Raw genomic sequence first — 16947 nt, 5'->3', positions numbered from 1 at the left:
GACAAGCCTTCAATCCTGGATCTTTTATCCCTGGGTGATTGGTTGGCGCATAGCATCAATCAATACCTGAGCAACTTCGGGGCGTGAGAACTCACGAGGGGGAATCTGGCCCGCTTGCAGCATCTGGCGCACTTTGGTGCCGCTGAGGATGATATGATTTTCGCTGCCATGAGGGCAGGTCTTCAGAGATGCCATACCTTCACAGACTTTGCAGAAAAAGGTGTGATCGAAGAACATCGGTGTGATACCCAGGCTGGCGGCATCGAATTCAGCAAAGATATGCTGAGCATCGTATGTGCCATAATAGTTACCGACGCCAGCGTGATCACGTCCGACGATGAAATGGGAGCAACCATAGTTCTTGCGCAGCAACGCGTGGAAGATGGCTTCGCGTGGGCCGGCATAGTGCATGGCCGCAGGCAAGACACCTAAAGCAACGCGATCCTGGGGATAGTAATCCTTGAGGAGCACTTCGTAGCAGCGCATGCGCACATCGGCAGGGATATCATCGCCCTTGGTGTCGCCGACCAGAGGATGCAGATAAAGGCCATCGACGGTCTCCATCGCGCATTTCTGAATGTATTCGTGCGCTCGATGCACTGGATTGCGGGTCTGGAAAGCGACAATACGTTTCCAGCCACGCTCGGCAAATAAGGCTCGCGATTGGGTAGGCGTGTAGCGATATTCAGCGAAGGCCTGATGCTGTAGGGCTACCACACGGACAGGCCCTCCCAGCAGTACATCTCCCTGCTCGTAGACGACTTTGACGCCAGGATGGGCAGCATCTTCCGTGCGATAAACTAATCTGGCTTCGAGGGATTTATCATAGCTATACTTTTCCTGCACGGTCAGGATAGCCTGTACCTCATTCTCAGCATTAACCAGCGCAACTTCAGAGCCCTCCGATACTTGCTCCGCCTGCTCGCCAGAGATGGCCAGAGTAATCGGGATGGACCAGGGGAGTCCATTGCTTAAGTGCATGGTATTGACGACGCTAAGATAATCCGCTCGTGTCATGAAACCGTTGAGAGGACTGTATGCACCAACCGCTAACATTTCGAGATCGGCCAGCTGGCGCGAGCCAATCGTGATACGTGTGAAAGCTTGAGCACGTTCGACGAGGGCAGCACGCTCACTTTCGGCTACAAGAGTAATGACAAGCTCTCCACCATGAGGGGCAATTAATCCATTCGACATACTGTAAATATTCCCTTTTCATCCTCGCCGTAACAAGTGTTACAGCGATTTCAAACCGTCACGGACGACGATAGATGTCCGGACACAGGCAAAGTATCCGCAAATGATGCCTTCCCATGCTATGCCGTAACACTTGCGGGCTCCAGATAGCCCAGCTCTTCCAGTTTGGAGAGAATACGTGTCACACTCTCTTCAATAGTCTCTTTATCTGTCTCAATCACCAGCTCAGGATTCTCCGGGGCCTCATAGGGGTCATCGACGCCGGTAAAATTCTTCATTTTTCCTTCGTCTACAAGCTTGTATAAGCCTTTAACGTCGCGCTGACGACATACCTCAAGCGGACAGCTGACATATACTTCCACAAAGTTACCAATCTCCTGACGCGCCCAGGCGCGGGCATCACGATAGGGTGCGATGGCAGCTGAGATACAGACAACTCCATTGCGGGTCAGCAGGCTACACACAAAAGCGATACGTTTGATGTTTGTGTCGCGATCCTCTTTGCTAAAACCCAGACCTTTACTTAAATGTGTGCGTACCACATCACCATCAAGAATTTCCACATTGCGTCCGCGAGCCAGCAAGCGCTGCTCGATAATCTCAGACAGAGTACTTTTTCCAGAACCAGATAATCCAGTAAACCAGATCGTGAAACCGGCGTTCGCCATAAAATTATTTCTCCTGTACCGCTTATACCAGCTGTCTTATCCATCAAAAAGAGCCTTGATTTCTGTATATTGTAACATCGGTTGCATTTAAATACTATATTTTGTCCAGAGTCGTCTATTTGTCATGCAAAATAGCAACTCTAGTCGCAAGCCTTATAGGTATTCTGCCTATATTTTCAAGGAATTAAAGCTGTCAAAAGATATTTAGCATCGTATATACATATACATAAATTATCGTTATCATGCAGCCTGGTTATCATAGTTACAGGCACTCATGGTCAGAACAGCTCTCGACTCCAGATCAGTATATGTATGAAAAAGAGATGCAGATGTACACAAAAAATCGATTTTCTTTTCTGAAGTTAGCACCTTCCCATTCGGCATACTCTACTACAGTGAGGTAAAAAATTAAGCTAGCAATTTGATGCTCACTGAGGGTATAGTATTAGACAGTTATAATTTTTTTATGGTAGAGGAGTTTCAGTAGTGGCTAGTACTAAAAAGGTACGGGTAGCAATTATTGGCGTAGGGAACTGCGCCAGTTCGCTCGTCCAGGGGGTTCATTATTATCGCGATGCCAAACCCGAGGACTTTGTGCCGGGCTTGATGCATGTCAATCTCGGCGGCTATCATATTCATGATATTGAGTTCACGGCCGCTTTCGATATAGATAAGAACAAGGTCGGCAAGGATTTAAGCGAAGCGATCTATACGAAACCCAATAACACGTATCGCTTTGCCGATGTCCCCTATCAGAATGCAAAAGTCTATCGCGGCATGACACACGATGGCCTGGGGAAATATCTGTCAAAAATTATCACCAAAGCGCCCGGGCAGACGGATGAGATCGTCAAAATTCTCAAAGAGACCAGAACAGATGTCGTGATCAATTATTTACCGGTCGGCTCAGAGACCGCCACCAAGTGGTATGTGGAGCAGATCCTGAAAGCTGGTGTCGGTCTGGTGAACTGCGTTCCAGTCTTTATCGCCCGCGAGAACTACTGGCAGGAGCGCTTCAAAGAGGCAGGACTGCCGATGATTGGCGATGACATCAAGAGCCAGGTGGGAGCAACTATCGTTCATCGCATGCTCACGCGGCTCTTTCGCGAGCGTGGCGTAAAGCTAGAGCGCACCATGCAGCTCAACGTCGGAGGCAATACCGACTTCTATAATATGTTGGACCGCGATCGCCTGGAATCGAAGAAGATCAGCAAAACCAACGCCGTCACCAGTCAGCTTGATTACGAGATTGGAGCGGACAACGTCCATATTGGTCCCTCCGACTATGTGCCATGGCTAGAGGACCGTAAGTGGGCTTATATTCGTCTGGAGGGCCGTACCTTTGGGGATGTGCCATTGAATGCGGAATTAAAACTCGAAGTATGGGACTCTCCGAATTCGGCCGGCGTGGTGATCGATGCGGTACGACTGGTCAAACTCGGTCTAGATCGCGGTATCAGTGGGACACTTGAAGGTCCAAGTGCGTATCTGATGAAATCGCCACCGGTACAGTATCATGACGACGTGGCACGAGAGGCGACCGAAGCCTTTATTCAGCAGAAAGCCGCGACAGAGCCAACAGCTGAGAGCACGGATACAGCTCAAGAACAGGTCGACGGAGAGCAATCCTCAAACGCCATAGATTAATTTAAGCATAACAAAATTTCGTACCCACACTGCGGTGGGTACGAATAGAAACATCTTCGCAGCAACTGATAGATCAGAATCAGCACAACGAGTCCAGGCCATCCAGACGGCATCCGCAGCATAGCATCATCGATCAATTCAGATCATTCCACTTTCCCTGTGAGAGACTGGCCCTGACCCAGAAAGAGAATTACATCCTGAAGTGCATGGTATGAGTTCAGCAAAAGCTAGCGAGGCTGCGGCTGTACTGGCGGTATGGGTGGCGTCGGCGTATTTGAATTTGAAGTCGGGTTTGAGCTGGCCTCAGGAGCCGTCTCGTTCGTACGTAAGAGCTCTTCGCGTACAATGGTAACGTCAGGAGGAGCGCTAATTCCTATTTTTACGCGCTCGCCTTCGACGGCCAACACCGAGACATTAATAACCCCAGCCAACACAATACTTTCACCAACTTTTCGTCGCAAAACAAGCATGTAAAGCTCCCTTCATAAGAAGCATAGCCTAAGCGTCCCTGCGCCGCGACTAACATTAGCAAGGGCGCTCTTTCAGCGTGACCGCATCAGAAGATCAAGTAGCGACTTTGGGTCGACATGCCACTTTGACAAGACGCAAAGGGATAACACAGTGGGTAGAGCGAATCTGGCTAACGAATACGATCACTCCGGGTGCGTCGTTAAAAATGAGTTTCATTTACTAGTATACACCTCACTAGAGTAATACTATCAATACCATATGAGCCAATTTGAATCTGTGCTCGTAATTCCTCAACCCTGACAGAGCATTTTTTTGGCATAAATTGTTTCATAATACCTGGCTATCTGATTACAGCCAGATACATCAGGCGCATCACCTGATCTGCCCAGAACAATGACTGCGCTGTCCTGCCGGTGCGTCGATTGGTACTACGGCTCTGCTAACGTACCGATCAGGTAGAGATGTGAACCCACACGCTCAACTTTCATAGAAAAGAAATCCCCTTTATGAACATACGTCGCATTGTAGTCAGATGTTCCATCGTTTCCACCAATCTCTTCCACATTGACCATCATACAGCATAGTATCGGCCCACTCAATACGTTCAAGAGAGCTTCGTTAAGGGAGATCTGGAGAGGCTTCAGGAAATTTTTCGGCGACCGCGTGTTCCATTTCCAGAGAGGGCATTCAATTTTCTTGTCTCCTGTGCGGGATAGTTTTGAGAGAGCACAGCAGCTTTCTGCTGATGATTCTCTTTACTACTATTGGCTCTCTTCTTATTGGCAGGACCCGCCTCAAGCACTTCTGCTGGCCCTTTCTCGCCGTAACGGTACGTATGGAGGGCACTGCGCAGGCGCATGATGGCCTGAATATGCAGTTGACAGACCCGCGATTCCGACACACTTAAGACTTTGCTGATCTCCTTCATGGTTAGTTCTTCTTGATAATACAGGGTGAGCAACAACTTCTCACGCTCAGGTAAGTGATCGATGGCCACTCCTAATGTATCAGTTAACTCCTGGTGCTCTGTCTGTTCAACAGGGCCGGGAGAGCTTTGATCCTCTAGCAACTCTGAGAGAGAAGTTACCTCATCATCCTGGAGAAGAGATCCAAGAGGAGCATCCAAAGAGAGCACAGTGGCATTCATTTCCAGAAGCATCTGACGATAGCGTTCTGTCGACACTCCAATCTCCTCCGCAACCTCATGCTCTTTTGCCGGTCGTCCCAGGCGCTGCTCAAGTACGGCTAATGCACTCTCAACCTGACGCACACGCGAGATCGCTGAGCGGGGTAGCCAGTTCAACGAACGGAGCTGGTCAATCACCGCGCCGCGAATGCGCACAGAAGCGAACGCTTCGAAACGAACTCCACGGGTCGGATCGTAGCGATCAATTGCACTAATCAGGCCAATCATACCATAGCTGACAAGGTCTTCGGCATCCAATAATCCCGTTGGAGGTATTCCCAGGCGCCCTACCACGAAGCGGACGAGAGGAGAATAAAGTGTGATGATTTCATTGCGAAGTTCGAACGTTCGCTGCGCGACATACTTTGCCCAAAGCATTTCTACTTCTACTGGCACATCTGTACCCATACGACACCCCTTTTTGCATAGACAGCCTTTGCCACACATTCCCCTCCCACTGTTGACTAGAGTGTAGCGCGCAAGCAAGCTTTCTTAATATTGATAGAGGTCCCCTGATCATGAAACAAGAGTCCTGAAGTCGTAGAGGTATATTTTGACCATTGCTGAACCGATACACTAAGATAGAAGAAAAAATAACAGGGAGCCGATTCAGAGCAGTATGAGCAAGCCCTACCTGAATGTGGACTCACGAAAGAGGAGACACGCTGTGGGAGATATACCATCATCTGAAGGATTTTTCGACTCGTCCAGATATGTGGCTCATAAGATAGAGGCGAAGCATTATGCTTCAGGAACAGCAACCGAACAACTTATGTTAGATTATCTGCTGGATAATGGCTTTCAATGGGATGAGGCAGTGACTCTGATGCATTTGCGTGAGCATCTCTATGAGAATGTTGAGATGCGCCAGCGCGTGACTGAGGATTATCGAATGCACTTTGTGAAATGGCTCTATGAGCACGGCCTGGTCAGCGACTCCTAAAGCCGGGAGCACGTCGGACGCCAGCGTCCGACGTGACTTACCCCATGATGATATACACGTAGGATTCTGCTTGCGGGTCCATGCAAGATAACCACGCCGCTCCACAATTGCTGACAGCTATGTCGACAGCTCCTGAGCCCGCATTGTAAGCAGCCAACGCCTTTGCGTAATCTCCTCCAAAGGAATTGCTGAGACTGCCCATAAAGCGTGCGCCGCCATCGAGGGCTGCAACGGGATCACTTGGATCAAACCCCATTGAGGCCGCCGTGGCTGGCATAAATTGAGCAATACCAATCGCTCCTACCCACGAGACAGCGTTGGGATCAAAATGACTTTCCTGCTGAATCTGCCTCTGATACAGGTCAGGGCTGATGCCATATTTCGCAGCGTCAGCACGCGCCATGGCGATATATTGATCCGTAGTATAGCCGTAGTCGATACCACCACCACCTGATGAGAATGTACCATTCGTGTCCGAGACACTGCCGTTTCTGGAGAGCACATGCACGCTATTTTGAGAAACATCTCTAGGTTGAATAATGCCGAGCAAAAGTGATCCGTTCGTCTGCTCCAGCGGCGTCAGGGACAACATGATGAAGAGAAAGGTGCCGATCGTGGCCACTATGACCAGTAAATGTCGAAAATGCGAGCGCAGATGTCCACCATTCGGACTCAACTCATCGGTCGCAACGACGCGCTTCCTGGCACCAGGAATGACCAACGACCGACTCGGATTCTGCGCCGTTAACCCGCTCCCAGGCACAAAGGAAACGGGATTATTACTCATTGGGAAAGATATTGATACATACCGATCATTTGACCATCCCTGCGTCTGCGTCTGACGCATTGGAACGTTGGCATTGTTCACAGGAACGGGTAAATAACGTTGGTTGTTTTGTACTTCACCTGGGACCAGTGGAGAGGTTGGAAAGGTCGGCGGCAAAGGCGTGTGGGGCGCTTTTTGCAGCCATGGCAGACCTTGCGTCGATGGCCTCCCCAGGCTCGTGCTCTGCGTAGCAGCATTCACTGGAGCCGTCTCCGGTTCCACTGGTAACGTACGCGTTATATTAGGAGTAGGCGTCACAAACAAAGGGCGACCACTTCGATTTACCGGTGCGTCTTTTTTGATTGATCGCAAAGGTTGAAATTGAGACATCTCTCTACTCTAACCACCTTCGATTTATTTAGTGCGCGTCACAATTAAAACCATGGCACTTGTTACACACTCAACACTAGCTTAGTAAATTCCTCTGCTCAGGTCAAATATTAGTCTTGTATACAGGACCATATAGCCACTCAGGATGGATACTCTGGAACAGGAAAATACACAAAAACATGACCTGGCTTCCATTGTCCGCTGACAAGCAATAGAAGACAGGTCTCTAAATGGTGAATTTTTATGGAAAATTTGATCAGGAACTTAACTTGACAATCGTTGCTCCATCGCCGCCTTCTTGAGGGGACGCTAGAGCAAACGATTTGACGAGCGGATGATGCATGAGAGCTTCACGTACAGCCGATCGCAGTGCTCCTGTGCCCTTGCCATGAATGATACGCACTGAGGACATATTGCTCAGCACAGCATCATCCAGATAGGTATCCAGTTCCGCCAGCGCATCTTCGACGCGCCAACCGCGAATATCAAGTTGCAAGCCAATGGTGGGACGCTCCTCCAGATCCTGTCGTACGACACTCTGTCGGGTGCCCACGCTCTGTCGCTCTTCACTGGCTGCTTTGCGTTTACTGATACGCTCGATGTTGTCGACATTGACGCGCACACGTAACGCTCCCATCTGTACCTCGGCATCATTATGATCGGCTGAAAGGCCCACCAATTCCGCATTCTGACCAAAACTCAGCACCCGCACAGTATCACCAATCTGGAGTGGCCCCTCCAACTTCTCAGAAGGCTCTACATGGCGTTGACGGCGTGGCTCTGGCACAGGGGCTACTTTTTCTTCAAGGGCACGTGTACGCTGTCGAGTCTCATTGAGACGCTCACGAGAGATATGTCCACGATCAACCTCGGTACGTACTTTCGCCAACTCGACTAAAACAGCATCAAGCTCACGACGCGCCTGAGCACGAGCCTCATTTAAAATCCTGATCCGCTCCTCTTCCAGAGCATGCCGCTCCTCTTCCAGTTTCTTGCGCTGATATTCAGCCTCAACGCGCTCCATATTCAACTGGAAACGCTCGTCTTCAGCTCCCTTGCGCTCACCCTGGAGGTCTTCAAGCAAGCTCTCCATACGTACGCCAGCGCTACCCAGAAAGCGTCTGGCACCACGTACAATGCGCTGATCCAGACCCAGGCGCTGAGCAATCGCCAGAGCATTACTACGGCCAGGCAATCCAATACTCAACTTGTAGGTGGGAGAAAGAGTCTCAAGATCAAACTCGACCGAGGCATTTGTCACGTCCTTTTGCTCATGCGCAAAAGCTTTCAGCTCGGTATAGTGAGTGGTAGCTACGGTCGTCACATGGCGATCCAGCAAGAACGTCAGGATAGCTCGCGCCAGCGCTGAGCCTTCGCTTGGATCTGTCCCTGCCCCCAATTCATCGAAGAGAACTAATACGTTCACAGGTCGTGCCTGACGACGTACTAACTCTTCAGCCATCTTGCCACGGATCTCTGGCCGGTTGCGTTTACGCATCTCCTCGATAGAACGCAGAATCTCGATGATTCGGCTGAGATGGGATGAGAAGGTGCTGAGATTCTGCTCGATACTCTGCTCATCGCCGATATCGGCAAAGACATCCTGAAAAATCGTCACCTCAGAATCGTCGTCGGCAGGAATGTGCAGGCCAGCCTGAGCCATCAGGGACAGCAAGCCAACGGTTTTCAAGGCGACGGTCTTACCACCGGTGTTTGGGCCGGTGATCACAACCATAGAAAAATCGCGTCCGATATAAAAATTCGTCGGCACCACTTTTCCGGTCAGCAAAGGATGACGAGCGTTGCGCAAGTTAATCATGCCTTGATCGTTGAGTTTGGGAGCCGAGCTACGCGTCATGCGCCCGTAACGAGCCTTCGCCATGTGCAGGTCAAAGTTGGCCAATAGCTCAACGGCGACATCCAGAGCCTCGGCCTCTTTCCCCAGATCAGAGGAAATGACCCGCAGAATGCGCTCAACTTCCTGACGCTCCTCGACCTGCAATTCGCGCAGACGATTATTGAGCTCAACAATTACTATCGGCTCGACGAAGACCGTGGCACCACTCGAGGATTGATCATGAACGATACCACGGACCTGTCCCCGGTAATCTGCCTTTACAGGCACAACATAGCGATCGTTACGCGTCGTGATAATTGATTCTTGCAGAGCAGGACCAAACTCACGCACCAGCGTACGCAAGCGATCCTGAAGACGCTGGTTCGCGCTATGGACATCAAAACGGAGCTTACGCAGCGTAGGACTGGCAGTATCGAGCACCTCGCCATCCTCACTCACCGTCTCCTCAATGCGACGCACAATCTGCGGGCGCTGAGGGATATCCGCTCCAAGCGCATGCAACAGGGGGAAAACATCACTATCCAGCTTGACCAGAGCTCGCGCCACGAGGAGCGTACTGCGCGTTGTGACCAGTACCTCAACCAGATCGCCAGCCATCAGAACCCCATCGCGGGCCGCACGAGCCAGCAGGGAGCGGATATCATGAGCTCCTCCGACACTAATATCAGAGTTTAAATCGATCAAACGAGTCGCTTCGGATGTGAAAGCCAGGCGGCGGCGGGCCTCGTCGATATCAGATGTGGGTTCGAGTGCCAATACCAGATCCTTGCTGGCTGAAAATGCTGCCTCGTGCGCCACTTTCGCGAGTATCTTAGGATACTCTAGCGTGTGTATACTTTTCTCGTGCATAGTCTCGTCTTGAATCCTTTACATCTGCCTGCGTCAACACGCAGCGCATCTGTTTCTACAACAAATCATCTGAGACAGAAAGCGAAAAGGGTTATGCCCGTGATCTCGCAGGATGGAAAAGATGAGCTGTCTCAGAGACACATACAAATGGCCTCTATAACATCTGGAACAGTCGTGGAACGTTTTGCATATTCGAACGTAAAGACAGTAGTGCAAAAAGTATTTTGGACGCTGTTCATCGTTAAACTAACACATATATTTTTACTCACGTGGCGCAGCACAGCATGTAGTAACGGCAGCATGGCTGCAAAGCAAGTCTTATTCATTGAAGGAAGAGAACGCCATGGCGAAAGCAATCGATAGCATACGGCTTAGCAGCCCATCTACGACGCATGAACCATCTATCCAGGCCCTGGGAACACTCCGTCTCATCGTTGGCCTGGGTATCATACTCAGTGCGCTCGTCTCGTTAGCAGGTGTAAGTTGGGATATTCAATGGCATACCTTGGTTGGACGTGATCGTACACTCATCCCTCCCCATATTATGATGCTTACAGGCATAGTACTCAGTGGTCTCCTGTCATTGGCAGCGGTCTGTGTAGAAACAGCCTGGGTTCGGCGCAAACCACAACTTACACAGTATAGCACACAATTTGCTGGAATGTTCTATGGATCTCTCGGAGCGTATATCGCTGGCTTTGCGGCCTTAGACGCCGGGATTGCGTTTCCACTCGACAGCTACTGGCATTCGCTTTATGGCATCGATGTCTCGCTCTGGGCACCATTTCACGTCATGATTGGCAGCAGCCTGGGTATTATGGCGTTGGGAGCAGCTTCTATGCTCTATTCGGCTCACAATCTGATGCAGATTGTGCAGCGACAGCTGGCGGGAAAACTAAGTACTTTCGCCACTCTGACCGCCTTGAGCTTGACCCTCAGCTTTTTTACGATGTTCCTATCCGCAGCCCTCAGTACTGGCAATTTAATCCCGCTGGGCATCACACAACTAACATCTTATCCTCTGCTGGCAGGATTTTTGACTGCCTTCATCTTCGCCACCGCACGTATAGCTACAGGTAGACGTTGGAGCGCCACAACGGTGATTATCTGCTACGTTGTGTTTGCCCTGATCTTTACGGCCTTTGTGCCACCAGCCACCAATCAACTGGTAAGCCAGGAGCAACTACAATATCGACGCTCACTGGACGCCTACGCCTATCTTTCAATTGTCGCAGTCAGCGTGTGGGCGCTGCTACCGGTATTGATTGCTCCTCTCTACGATCTTGTAGCCCGAAAGCTACAACAGAGTCGTTGGTCTGCGCAGAAACGTATCTGGACCTACGCAATCCTGACCTCATTAGCAGGCATCCCGCTCTTCATCTTGAATCCGACAGCACTCCCAAAACTCACCAGTAAAATCGGTATCGTAGGAGTATGCCTGAGCCTCTTGATCGGCCTGCTGGCAAGCTACGGCGGCACAATTTTAGGAGAACGTACCGGTAAACTACTACGACAAGGCGATTGACATAAGATGAAAATGATTTTACAACGCCTATTGCTGATCGTTGGCGTCCTGGCGCTCGTGGTGCTGATCGCTGAGCTGGCAATCTCAATTGCCGCCACGACCCACGGATCGACGCCAGCTCGCACGATCAAAACGCAGGCAGGTCCATATCCCCTCACCGTCAACTTTTATACCTATCCGGCCAATGCAGGATATGCTCTCCCGTTTGCCATAGTGCCAGATACAACGGATGCAGAAAAAGTCAGCTTTGTTGTCAATACGATCCCCGCTAAAGGTGTCAATGCAACGCCGGTCAGAGCCAACCTTGTCCCAGACGCTCAGACGCATGGCATACAGGGAACAGCAGAGATTACAGTCAAAGGTAATTGGTCACTCAACATTGTAGCCCACGGTCCACTGGGTCAGGGAACGGTCAATATACCGATCGTAGCGACTGCACCTCCAGCTATTCCATTCTGGCTTGGCTGGTTGATCGGATTTATTCCGCTTATTCTGATCATCGTTTTCCTGCTCACCGCTAAAAAAGGTAAGCAAAAGACAGTAGAAGATCCCCTGGGCGAGCCCGCTGTCATGGCCTGACCAAACCAGACTGATTGAAACAATCAGATCGACAGAAAAAAGCAAGGAAGGTTGCAGCGAATAACCTTCCTTCTCTATCCCACCCCGATTGGAACCTATCTCCTCATTCTTCCGTATATCCTAGTGTATTACAACAAAACGTGTGCGGTGTCATGAGTAGAATAAATAGAAGGGGGGCAATGTTCTGGACTGTTTCTTTTCCAATCCGTTGGTAGGATACTGCACTGGTGGAAAGTTACAGGTGAACGTTATACAAGCAAAAAAGGATAGGAGTGCCAGATCATGATTTTGCACGTAGGAGAACGTGTCTTCTGGGGTGCCCCCGAGGTCATCTACCTGGAAGGAAGCATCGTCTCACTCGATACAGCAGCACAAACCGCGACAGTCCATATAGAGCGTACCACGCCATACTCAGCACACTTGATAGATAGTAACATTCCATTCGCCGCCGACGGCGTCACCCCACTTCAGGGAGACAGCCCTCCGGGAACAACCGATCAATACAATGCCGAGCGCCTTCCACCGCCTCAATTGAGCGATGAGGAAAAGGTGCGACGTACAGCGGCGACAGCGGTCCATCAGTTATATGGCTACAAATTGCCGGCAGAACAAGAAGAGTATATGATCGAGCAGATCAGCAATCAATTAGAGCAAGATCCTGCTCGCAAAGCCCAAATCATCACGACTATGGACGAGATTCTTAAACGAGAATGGTAGAGATGTGTCCGTATCGATTTTATCGGGACGGCAAAAACTGTATAGTAGACAAAATCGATGCGGACAACAAAAATTATGTATACTCTACTCTGGACAATAATAGGTATGAGCAGAGAATACTGTATGACATTTTTATGGCCCATTTATCCAAAGCGCTATCATCACTATAGACAAGGCTCATTATTCGGCATATACTCAAAAACAGAATCTGATATGGAGCGAAATTGAGAAATGAATTGTAAGCATTGTGATGCTCCACTGGATCAGGAAGCGCAATTCTGTCCACACTGTGGCACGCTGGTGAGCACACAGCCAGAAGAGTTAGATGCGAATGAGGAAGAGCCAGCAACGGCACAAGCCGAAACATCCACGCAAGAGAAATTATTTCTTTCCGATCAGCCGGCCACAGAGACTGATTTAAATATACTGCATATGTATAATAGCGTCCCCGCTCCGCAACCTGTGGAGTCGCCTACACAGCCGGAGCAGCAGGACGAACTCCTGATAAAGACCCAACCTGTTCCACTTAAAACCATCATACATCCAGAACTCATGGAGCCGATAGAGCCTGGTGAACACGAAGTAAAAGATCCGCCGAAAAAACTGTCACTACTGCAAGCCCCCGGATCGTTACTATACTACAAATTAAATACAACGACGAAAGGGTCACAAATGCTTCCAACGGTTATTAACGCAGGGTCATCTAGAAACACCACCGGACGTCGCAAGCGCAGCAAGGGTGGCTGTGCCCTGGGTTGTCTGACAGCGCTGCTGCTCTTAGTGCTTATCCTGGGTGCGGGCTGGGTTTTTCTGCTGCGTCCCTACCTCCACAACATGGCCGAAGCCCAACTCGATCAAGCGCTCACCTCAGGCGTCAACCAGATACCGCCCGACATTTCAACGCTCATTCCATCGGGGACGGTACTCCCGATTAATCAGGATTCCATTAACAACCTGATTGTCCTGAATTTAGCTCCAGCAGACCCGGTGCAAAAGCCAGTCACAACCATCACGACGAAGCGCGTCCAGCTCAGCTTCGAGCTTTATGGATATCCCAGTTCCATCAGCCTGCTTCCCAAACTCAACGGCAGAGGACAGCTGGTCGCGGACAATGTGAGCGTCGACGGCGTACTTGGTTTCATCATGTCCTCGGATGAAATGACCACGCTACTCAATAAACATTTCGCCGACGCGCAAAATAAATTAGGAAAGACCATCCGCAAAGTTGAACTCAAAGATCAGCAGATCCAGCTCACATTAGGTTAAGCGTTTGCGCCTTCTCACGCCAATGGCGACACCGGGTAGAATGAGCACGAATACGGAGCTTAAGGGATTCATCTGCCCGGTAGTCAGAGCGGTACTTGCTCCTGTTGAGGTGGCTGGCTTCACGTGCTCAATCGGACAGACGCTACTGGAGGTTAACGATTTAGGTGGTGTTGTGATACCAGCATAGGTAGAAGAGACTCCCGGCAACAGGCCTGAGTTATTCTGACCAAAGGGCCAATAGACCAGCGTTGCTCGTCCGATAATATTTTCTTGAGGTAGGCAACCCCAGCCTCGCGAATCAAAACTGCCAGCGCGATTATCTCCCAAGACAAAATACGTTCCCTGTGGAACACGCATGTTTGTAATTGCTGCAAATTGGTTTCCCTGGCGATTCGGATCTACATAGGCTTCACTGAGCGTCTTCCCATTGACAATAACCTGGGTATTGTGGACTGTGATAATATCTCCCGGTAGACCAACCACACGCTTGATATAGTCCTGAGAAGGTGTGGGAGGAGCCACAAAGACAATCACATCGCCACGCGCTGGAGTATTGAACATATAAGACCACTTGTCTACAATGACTAACTCCTGATCATGCAAGCTTGGTTCCATACTCATACCATCGATATTGAAATTCTGAACCGCCAGGCGGATAATCAAAAACATCAATACAGTCAAGACAAGCGTCTCGATGATCTCGCGCACGAGACGATAATGCTTTTCAAAATTCACATCTTCATTCACAGGTTTGCCTCTGCATCCTTGCTGCGATTAACCACAATGTTCAAGCGGATCAACGTGTCCCTTTCCTGGTGACCTCGCTGGAGGAACGCCGTCTACGGCGACTCACTCCAATTGCGGCACAAGGCAAGATGAGGGTCGATGCCGCACTCAATGGATTCATCTGCCCGGCAGCCAGAGCAGTGTTCGCGCCAGTGGAGGTGGCCGGTTGTACATGGCGTAACGGACAGACAGATGTGGCTGTGAGCGATGACGGTGGCGCGGTGATACTTGTATACGTGGAGACAACGCCAGGAAGTAAGCCTAAATTATCCTGATTCAAGGGCCAGTAGACGAGCGCGGCACGCCCTATGATGTTGGCTTGCGGCACACATCCCCAATCACGTGAATCAGAGCTTCCGGCTCGATTATCGCCTAGGACAAAATATGTTCCTTGCGGAATGCGCATATTGGTGATGGGAGCAAAGGGATTTCCTTGACGCGTAGGGGCAACATAGGCTTCACTAAGCGTTTTACCGTTGACTGTGACCTGCGTGTTATGGATCGTGATAATGTCTCCAGGCAGACCAATCACGCGCTTAATGTAGTCCTGAGTGGGATTAGGAGGGGCTACAAAGACAATCACATCTCCACGAGAGGGCTTATTGAACATAAAAGACCACTTGTCTACAATGACTAACTCCTGATTATGCAGGCTCGGCTCCATACTCATACCATCGATATTAAAATTCTGAACCGCCAGTCGAATAATCAAAAACATCAATACTGTGAGCACAAGTGTCTCGATAATTTCGCGGACGAGACGATAACGCTTTTCAAAATCAAACTCTAAATCCACCAGATTTTCCTCTGAACCCTTGGTTCGATCAACCACAATGTTCGATCTGACCAATACGCATGGCTAGTTATGATCAAAGAGGTGCTCATTTCCAACCATGCATGATGCAATGTCAGCATTTCCGACGATAGCGTGAACATACCAGGAAAAATCCAGGCATGGCAAAAAAAAGCATATCTCCACTCCCAGATGAACTGTTTGTGAGCGGGCTACGAGACGGCTGGACCATTGTCGTAGGCACGTGCGCAAACACAGAAGAGACATCGGGCAAAAAGCCACTATTCGACTGTCCCAGTGGCCAGTAGACCAGCGCAGCTCGCCCAATAATATTCTGACGCGGCACAAATCCCCACTCGCGAGAATCGGAGCTATTCTTACGATCATCACCCATCACAAAATAATCGTTCGCAGGCACATGCAAATTCACAATTTTAGGATATGGGTTCCCTTGATCACTTGGATCCACATATTTTTCATTTAAAGAGATACCATTTATCTGGACATTAGTATTTTGAATTGTAATCGTATCACCAGGCAGCGCAATAATACGTTTTACATAATTAAGCGAGGGATCAGGAGGAGCCACGAAGACTATCACATCCCCGCGCGACGGACTACGAAAATGATATGACACTTTATCAACCATAATCCGTTCCTGATTATGCAGGCTCGGCTCCATACTGGGGCCATCAACGTCATAGTTTTGTACCGCCAGATTAATCACAACAAACATCAGAGCCGTTAAGACCACCGTCTCGATGATCTCCCGGATGAGACGAGATTGCTTCTTATGCGAAAGTTGTTCTTTCGGAATTTGTTCTTCTTTATTCAAACTATTCCCCTGTGCTAGCATAGCGTAAATTAAACAAGTATCTTATCAAGGCAGCCACCAGAGCCGGTGCATCACCCGACAGAGGCAGCAGAAGCGGATAGTATCCCTATCTATTATATATGTTTCCGTAACCATTACAAAAATAATGCTGAAAGTGGGCTGCTCCCTGCCCGATCCCTGGTAGCGTCGTGCCCTCGGGCACGATGTCCACTCGACGTATGATCAGCCCGCCGAGATCCAGCTGTCTCGTACGAGCCACAGGACATCGGACGCGAGCGTCGGACGCTACGTTAAACCCGATACTTGTATAAGTATACGATTTAAAGCCTCTCATGTTACAAGGGAAGAGTGGACAATTTCAACATGTATAAGCAGATTCCTGCATATACGCCATTGCGACTCTACCTACATCCACGATTAGTCGGCCAGATATTCACGCTGATAGCACTTATGACGCGAAAGTAGAGACAT

Annotated in this window: 15 protein-coding genes and 1 pseudogene; 6 read left to right on the top strand and 10 right to left on the bottom strand. The window is 49.7% G+C overall.

Going from position 1 to position 16947, the window contains the following annotated elements; all coding sequences use genetic code 11:
- Positions 1 to 24 precede the first annotated feature (24 nt).
- Positions 25 to 1197, bottom strand: a complete 1173-nt coding sequence (gene sat / locus AC27N8_RS26155; RefSeq protein WP_487070926.1) for a sulfate adenylyltransferase — start codon at positions 1195 to 1197, stop codon at positions 25 to 27.
- Positions 1198 to 1316: 119 nt separating this feature from the next.
- Positions 1317 to 1871: pseudogene (gene cysC, locus AC27N8_RS26150) on the bottom strand (adenylyl-sulfate kinase); the annotation flags it as partial.
- 480 nt (positions 1872 to 2351) lie between these two features.
- On the opposite strand from cysC, the gene AC27N8_RS26145 reads away from it, so the two are divergent.
- Positions 2352 to 3512, top strand: coding sequence for an inositol-3-phosphate synthase (locus tag AC27N8_RS26145; RefSeq protein ID WP_487070924.1), 1161 nt, complete (start codon positions 2352 to 2354; stop codon positions 3510 to 3512).
- A 227-nt stretch (positions 3513 to 3739) separates the two neighbouring features.
- On the opposite strand, the gene AC27N8_RS26140 is transcribed toward AC27N8_RS26145, so the two are convergent.
- The 3 genes from AC27N8_RS26140 to AC27N8_RS26130 form a co-directional block, all read right to left on the bottom strand.
- On the bottom strand, positions 3740 to 3982 hold the full coding sequence (locus AC27N8_RS26140; protein WP_487070922.1) for a carbon storage regulator: 243 nt from the start codon (positions 3980 to 3982) through the stop codon (positions 3740 to 3742).
- Positions 3983 to 4411: 429 nt separating this feature from the next.
- Complete coding sequence (locus tag AC27N8_RS26135; RefSeq protein ID WP_487070920.1) at positions 4412 to 4558, bottom strand: hypothetical protein; 147 nt, start codon at positions 4556 to 4558, stop codon at positions 4412 to 4414.
- 65 nt (positions 4559 to 4623) lie between these two features.
- Positions 4624 to 5577, bottom strand: coding sequence for a sigma-70 family RNA polymerase sigma factor (locus AC27N8_RS26130; RefSeq protein WP_487070918.1), 954 nt, complete (start codon positions 5575 to 5577; stop codon positions 4624 to 4626).
- Between the two features lie 259 nt (positions 5578 to 5836).
- Here AC27N8_RS26130 and AC27N8_RS26125 point away from each other — a divergent pair, with 259 nt between their 5' ends.
- A complete protein-coding gene (locus AC27N8_RS26125) occupies positions 5837 to 6112 on the top strand; it encodes a hypothetical protein (protein ID WP_487070916.1) in 276 nt (91 codons plus the stop codon).
- A gap of 37 nt (positions 6113 to 6149) precedes the next feature.
- Here AC27N8_RS26125 and AC27N8_RS26120 read toward each other — a convergent pair whose 3' ends face one another.
- Entirely contained in the window at positions 6150 to 7268 is a 1119-nt protein-coding gene (locus AC27N8_RS26120) for a lytic transglycosylase domain-containing protein (protein WP_487070914.1), read from the bottom strand.
- 256 nt (positions 7269 to 7524) lie between these two features.
- On the bottom strand, positions 7525 to 9975 hold the full coding sequence (locus AC27N8_RS26115; RefSeq protein ID WP_487070912.1) for an endonuclease MutS2: 2451 nt from the start codon (positions 9973 to 9975) through the stop codon (positions 7525 to 7527).
- Positions 9976 to 10318: 343 nt separating this feature from the next.
- On the opposite strand from AC27N8_RS26115, the gene AC27N8_RS26110 reads away from it, so the two are divergent.
- The 4 genes from AC27N8_RS26110 (at position 10319) to AC27N8_RS26095 (ending at position 14062) form a co-directional block, all read left to right on the top strand.
- The gene (locus AC27N8_RS26110; RefSeq protein ID WP_487070910.1) at positions 10319 to 11500 is read left to right on the top strand and encodes a hypothetical protein; all 1182 of its coding nucleotides are present in this window, start codon (positions 10319 to 10321) and stop codon (positions 11498 to 11500) included.
- A gap of 6 nt (positions 11501 to 11506) precedes the next feature.
- Positions 11507 to 12079: a hypothetical protein gene (locus tag AC27N8_RS26105; protein ID WP_487070908.1), complete on the top strand. Its 573-nt coding sequence runs from the start codon at positions 11507 to 11509 to the stop codon at positions 12077 to 12079.
- A 282-nt stretch (positions 12080 to 12361) separates the two neighbouring features.
- Positions 12362 to 12796 carry a hypothetical protein gene (locus tag AC27N8_RS26100; protein WP_487070906.1) on the top strand — a complete coding sequence of 145 codons (435 nt, stop codon included), beginning with the start codon at positions 12362 to 12364 and terminating at the stop codon, positions 12794 to 12796.
- Positions 12797 to 13027: 231 nt separating this feature from the next.
- The gene (locus AC27N8_RS26095; RefSeq protein WP_487070904.1) at positions 13028 to 14062 is read left to right on the top strand and encodes a zinc ribbon domain-containing protein; all 1035 of its coding nucleotides are present in this window, start codon (positions 13028 to 13030) and stop codon (positions 14060 to 14062) included.
- Here AC27N8_RS26095 and lepB (AC27N8_RS26090) read toward each other — a convergent pair.
- The 3 genes from lepB (AC27N8_RS26090) to lepB (AC27N8_RS26080) form a co-directional block, all read right to left on the bottom strand.
- Positions 14054 to 14809: a signal peptidase I gene (gene lepB / locus AC27N8_RS26090; protein WP_487070902.1), complete on the bottom strand. Its 756-nt coding sequence runs from the start codon at positions 14807 to 14809 to the stop codon at positions 14054 to 14056. The two genes, AC27N8_RS26095 and lepB (AC27N8_RS26090), sit on opposite strands and share 9 nt — an antisense overlap.
- Positions 14810 to 14858: 49 nt before the next feature.
- Positions 14859 to 15644 (bottom strand): signal peptidase I, encoded by a 786-nt coding sequence (gene lepB, locus AC27N8_RS26085; RefSeq protein WP_487070900.1) that lies wholly within the window; start codon positions 15642 to 15644, stop codon positions 14859 to 14861.
- Positions 15645 to 15756: 112 nt separating this feature from the next.
- Positions 15757 to 16476, bottom strand: coding sequence for a signal peptidase I (lepB, locus tag AC27N8_RS26080; protein ID WP_487070898.1), 720 nt, complete (start codon positions 16474 to 16476; stop codon positions 15757 to 15759).
- Between the last annotated feature and the right edge of the window lie 471 nt (positions 16477 to 16947).

Source organism: Dictyobacter sp. Z7_2, assembly GCF_057551105.1.
Note: the sequence above shows the minus strand (reverse complement) of the source record. Positions and strands in the feature narration are given on the sequence as shown.

Bases quoted from the DNA above. Each gene is read 5' to 3' on its own strand.
- AC27N8_RS26095 (WP_487070904.1), top strand. From the start codon at position 13,028: ATGAATTGTAAGCATTGTGATGCTCCACTGGATCAGGAAGCGCAATTC.
- AC27N8_RS26110 (WP_487070910.1), top strand. From the start codon at position 10,319: ATGGCGAAAGCAATCGATAGCATACGGCTTAGCAGCCCATCTACGACG.
- AC27N8_RS26105 (WP_487070908.1), top strand. From the start codon at position 11,507: ATGAAAATGATTTTACAACGCCTATTGCTGATCGTTGGCGTCCTGGCG.
- AC27N8_RS26115 (WP_487070912.1), bottom strand. From the start codon at position 9,975: ATGCACGAGAAAAGTATACACACGCTAGAGTATCCTAAGATACTCGCG.
- AC27N8_RS26135 (WP_487070920.1), bottom strand. From the start codon at position 4,558: ATGATGGTCAATGTGGAAGAGATTGGTGGAAACGATGGAACATCTGAC.
- AC27N8_RS26140 (WP_487070922.1), bottom strand. From the start codon at position 3,982: ATGCTTGTTTTGCGACGAAAAGTTGGTGAAAGTATTGTGTTGGCTGGG.
- AC27N8_RS26100 (WP_487070906.1), top strand. From the start codon at position 12,362: ATGATTTTGCACGTAGGAGAACGTGTCTTCTGGGGTGCCCCCGAGGTC.
- AC27N8_RS26130 (WP_487070918.1), bottom strand. From the start codon at position 5,577: ATGGGTACAGATGTGCCAGTAGAAGTAGAAATGCTTTGGGCAAAGTAT.
- sat (WP_487070926.1), bottom strand. From the start codon at position 1,197: ATGTCGAATGGATTAATTGCCCCTCATGGTGGAGAGCTTGTCATTACT.
- AC27N8_RS26120 (WP_487070914.1), bottom strand. From the start codon at position 7,268: ATGTCTCAATTTCAACCTTTGCGATCAATCAAAAAAGACGCACCGGTA.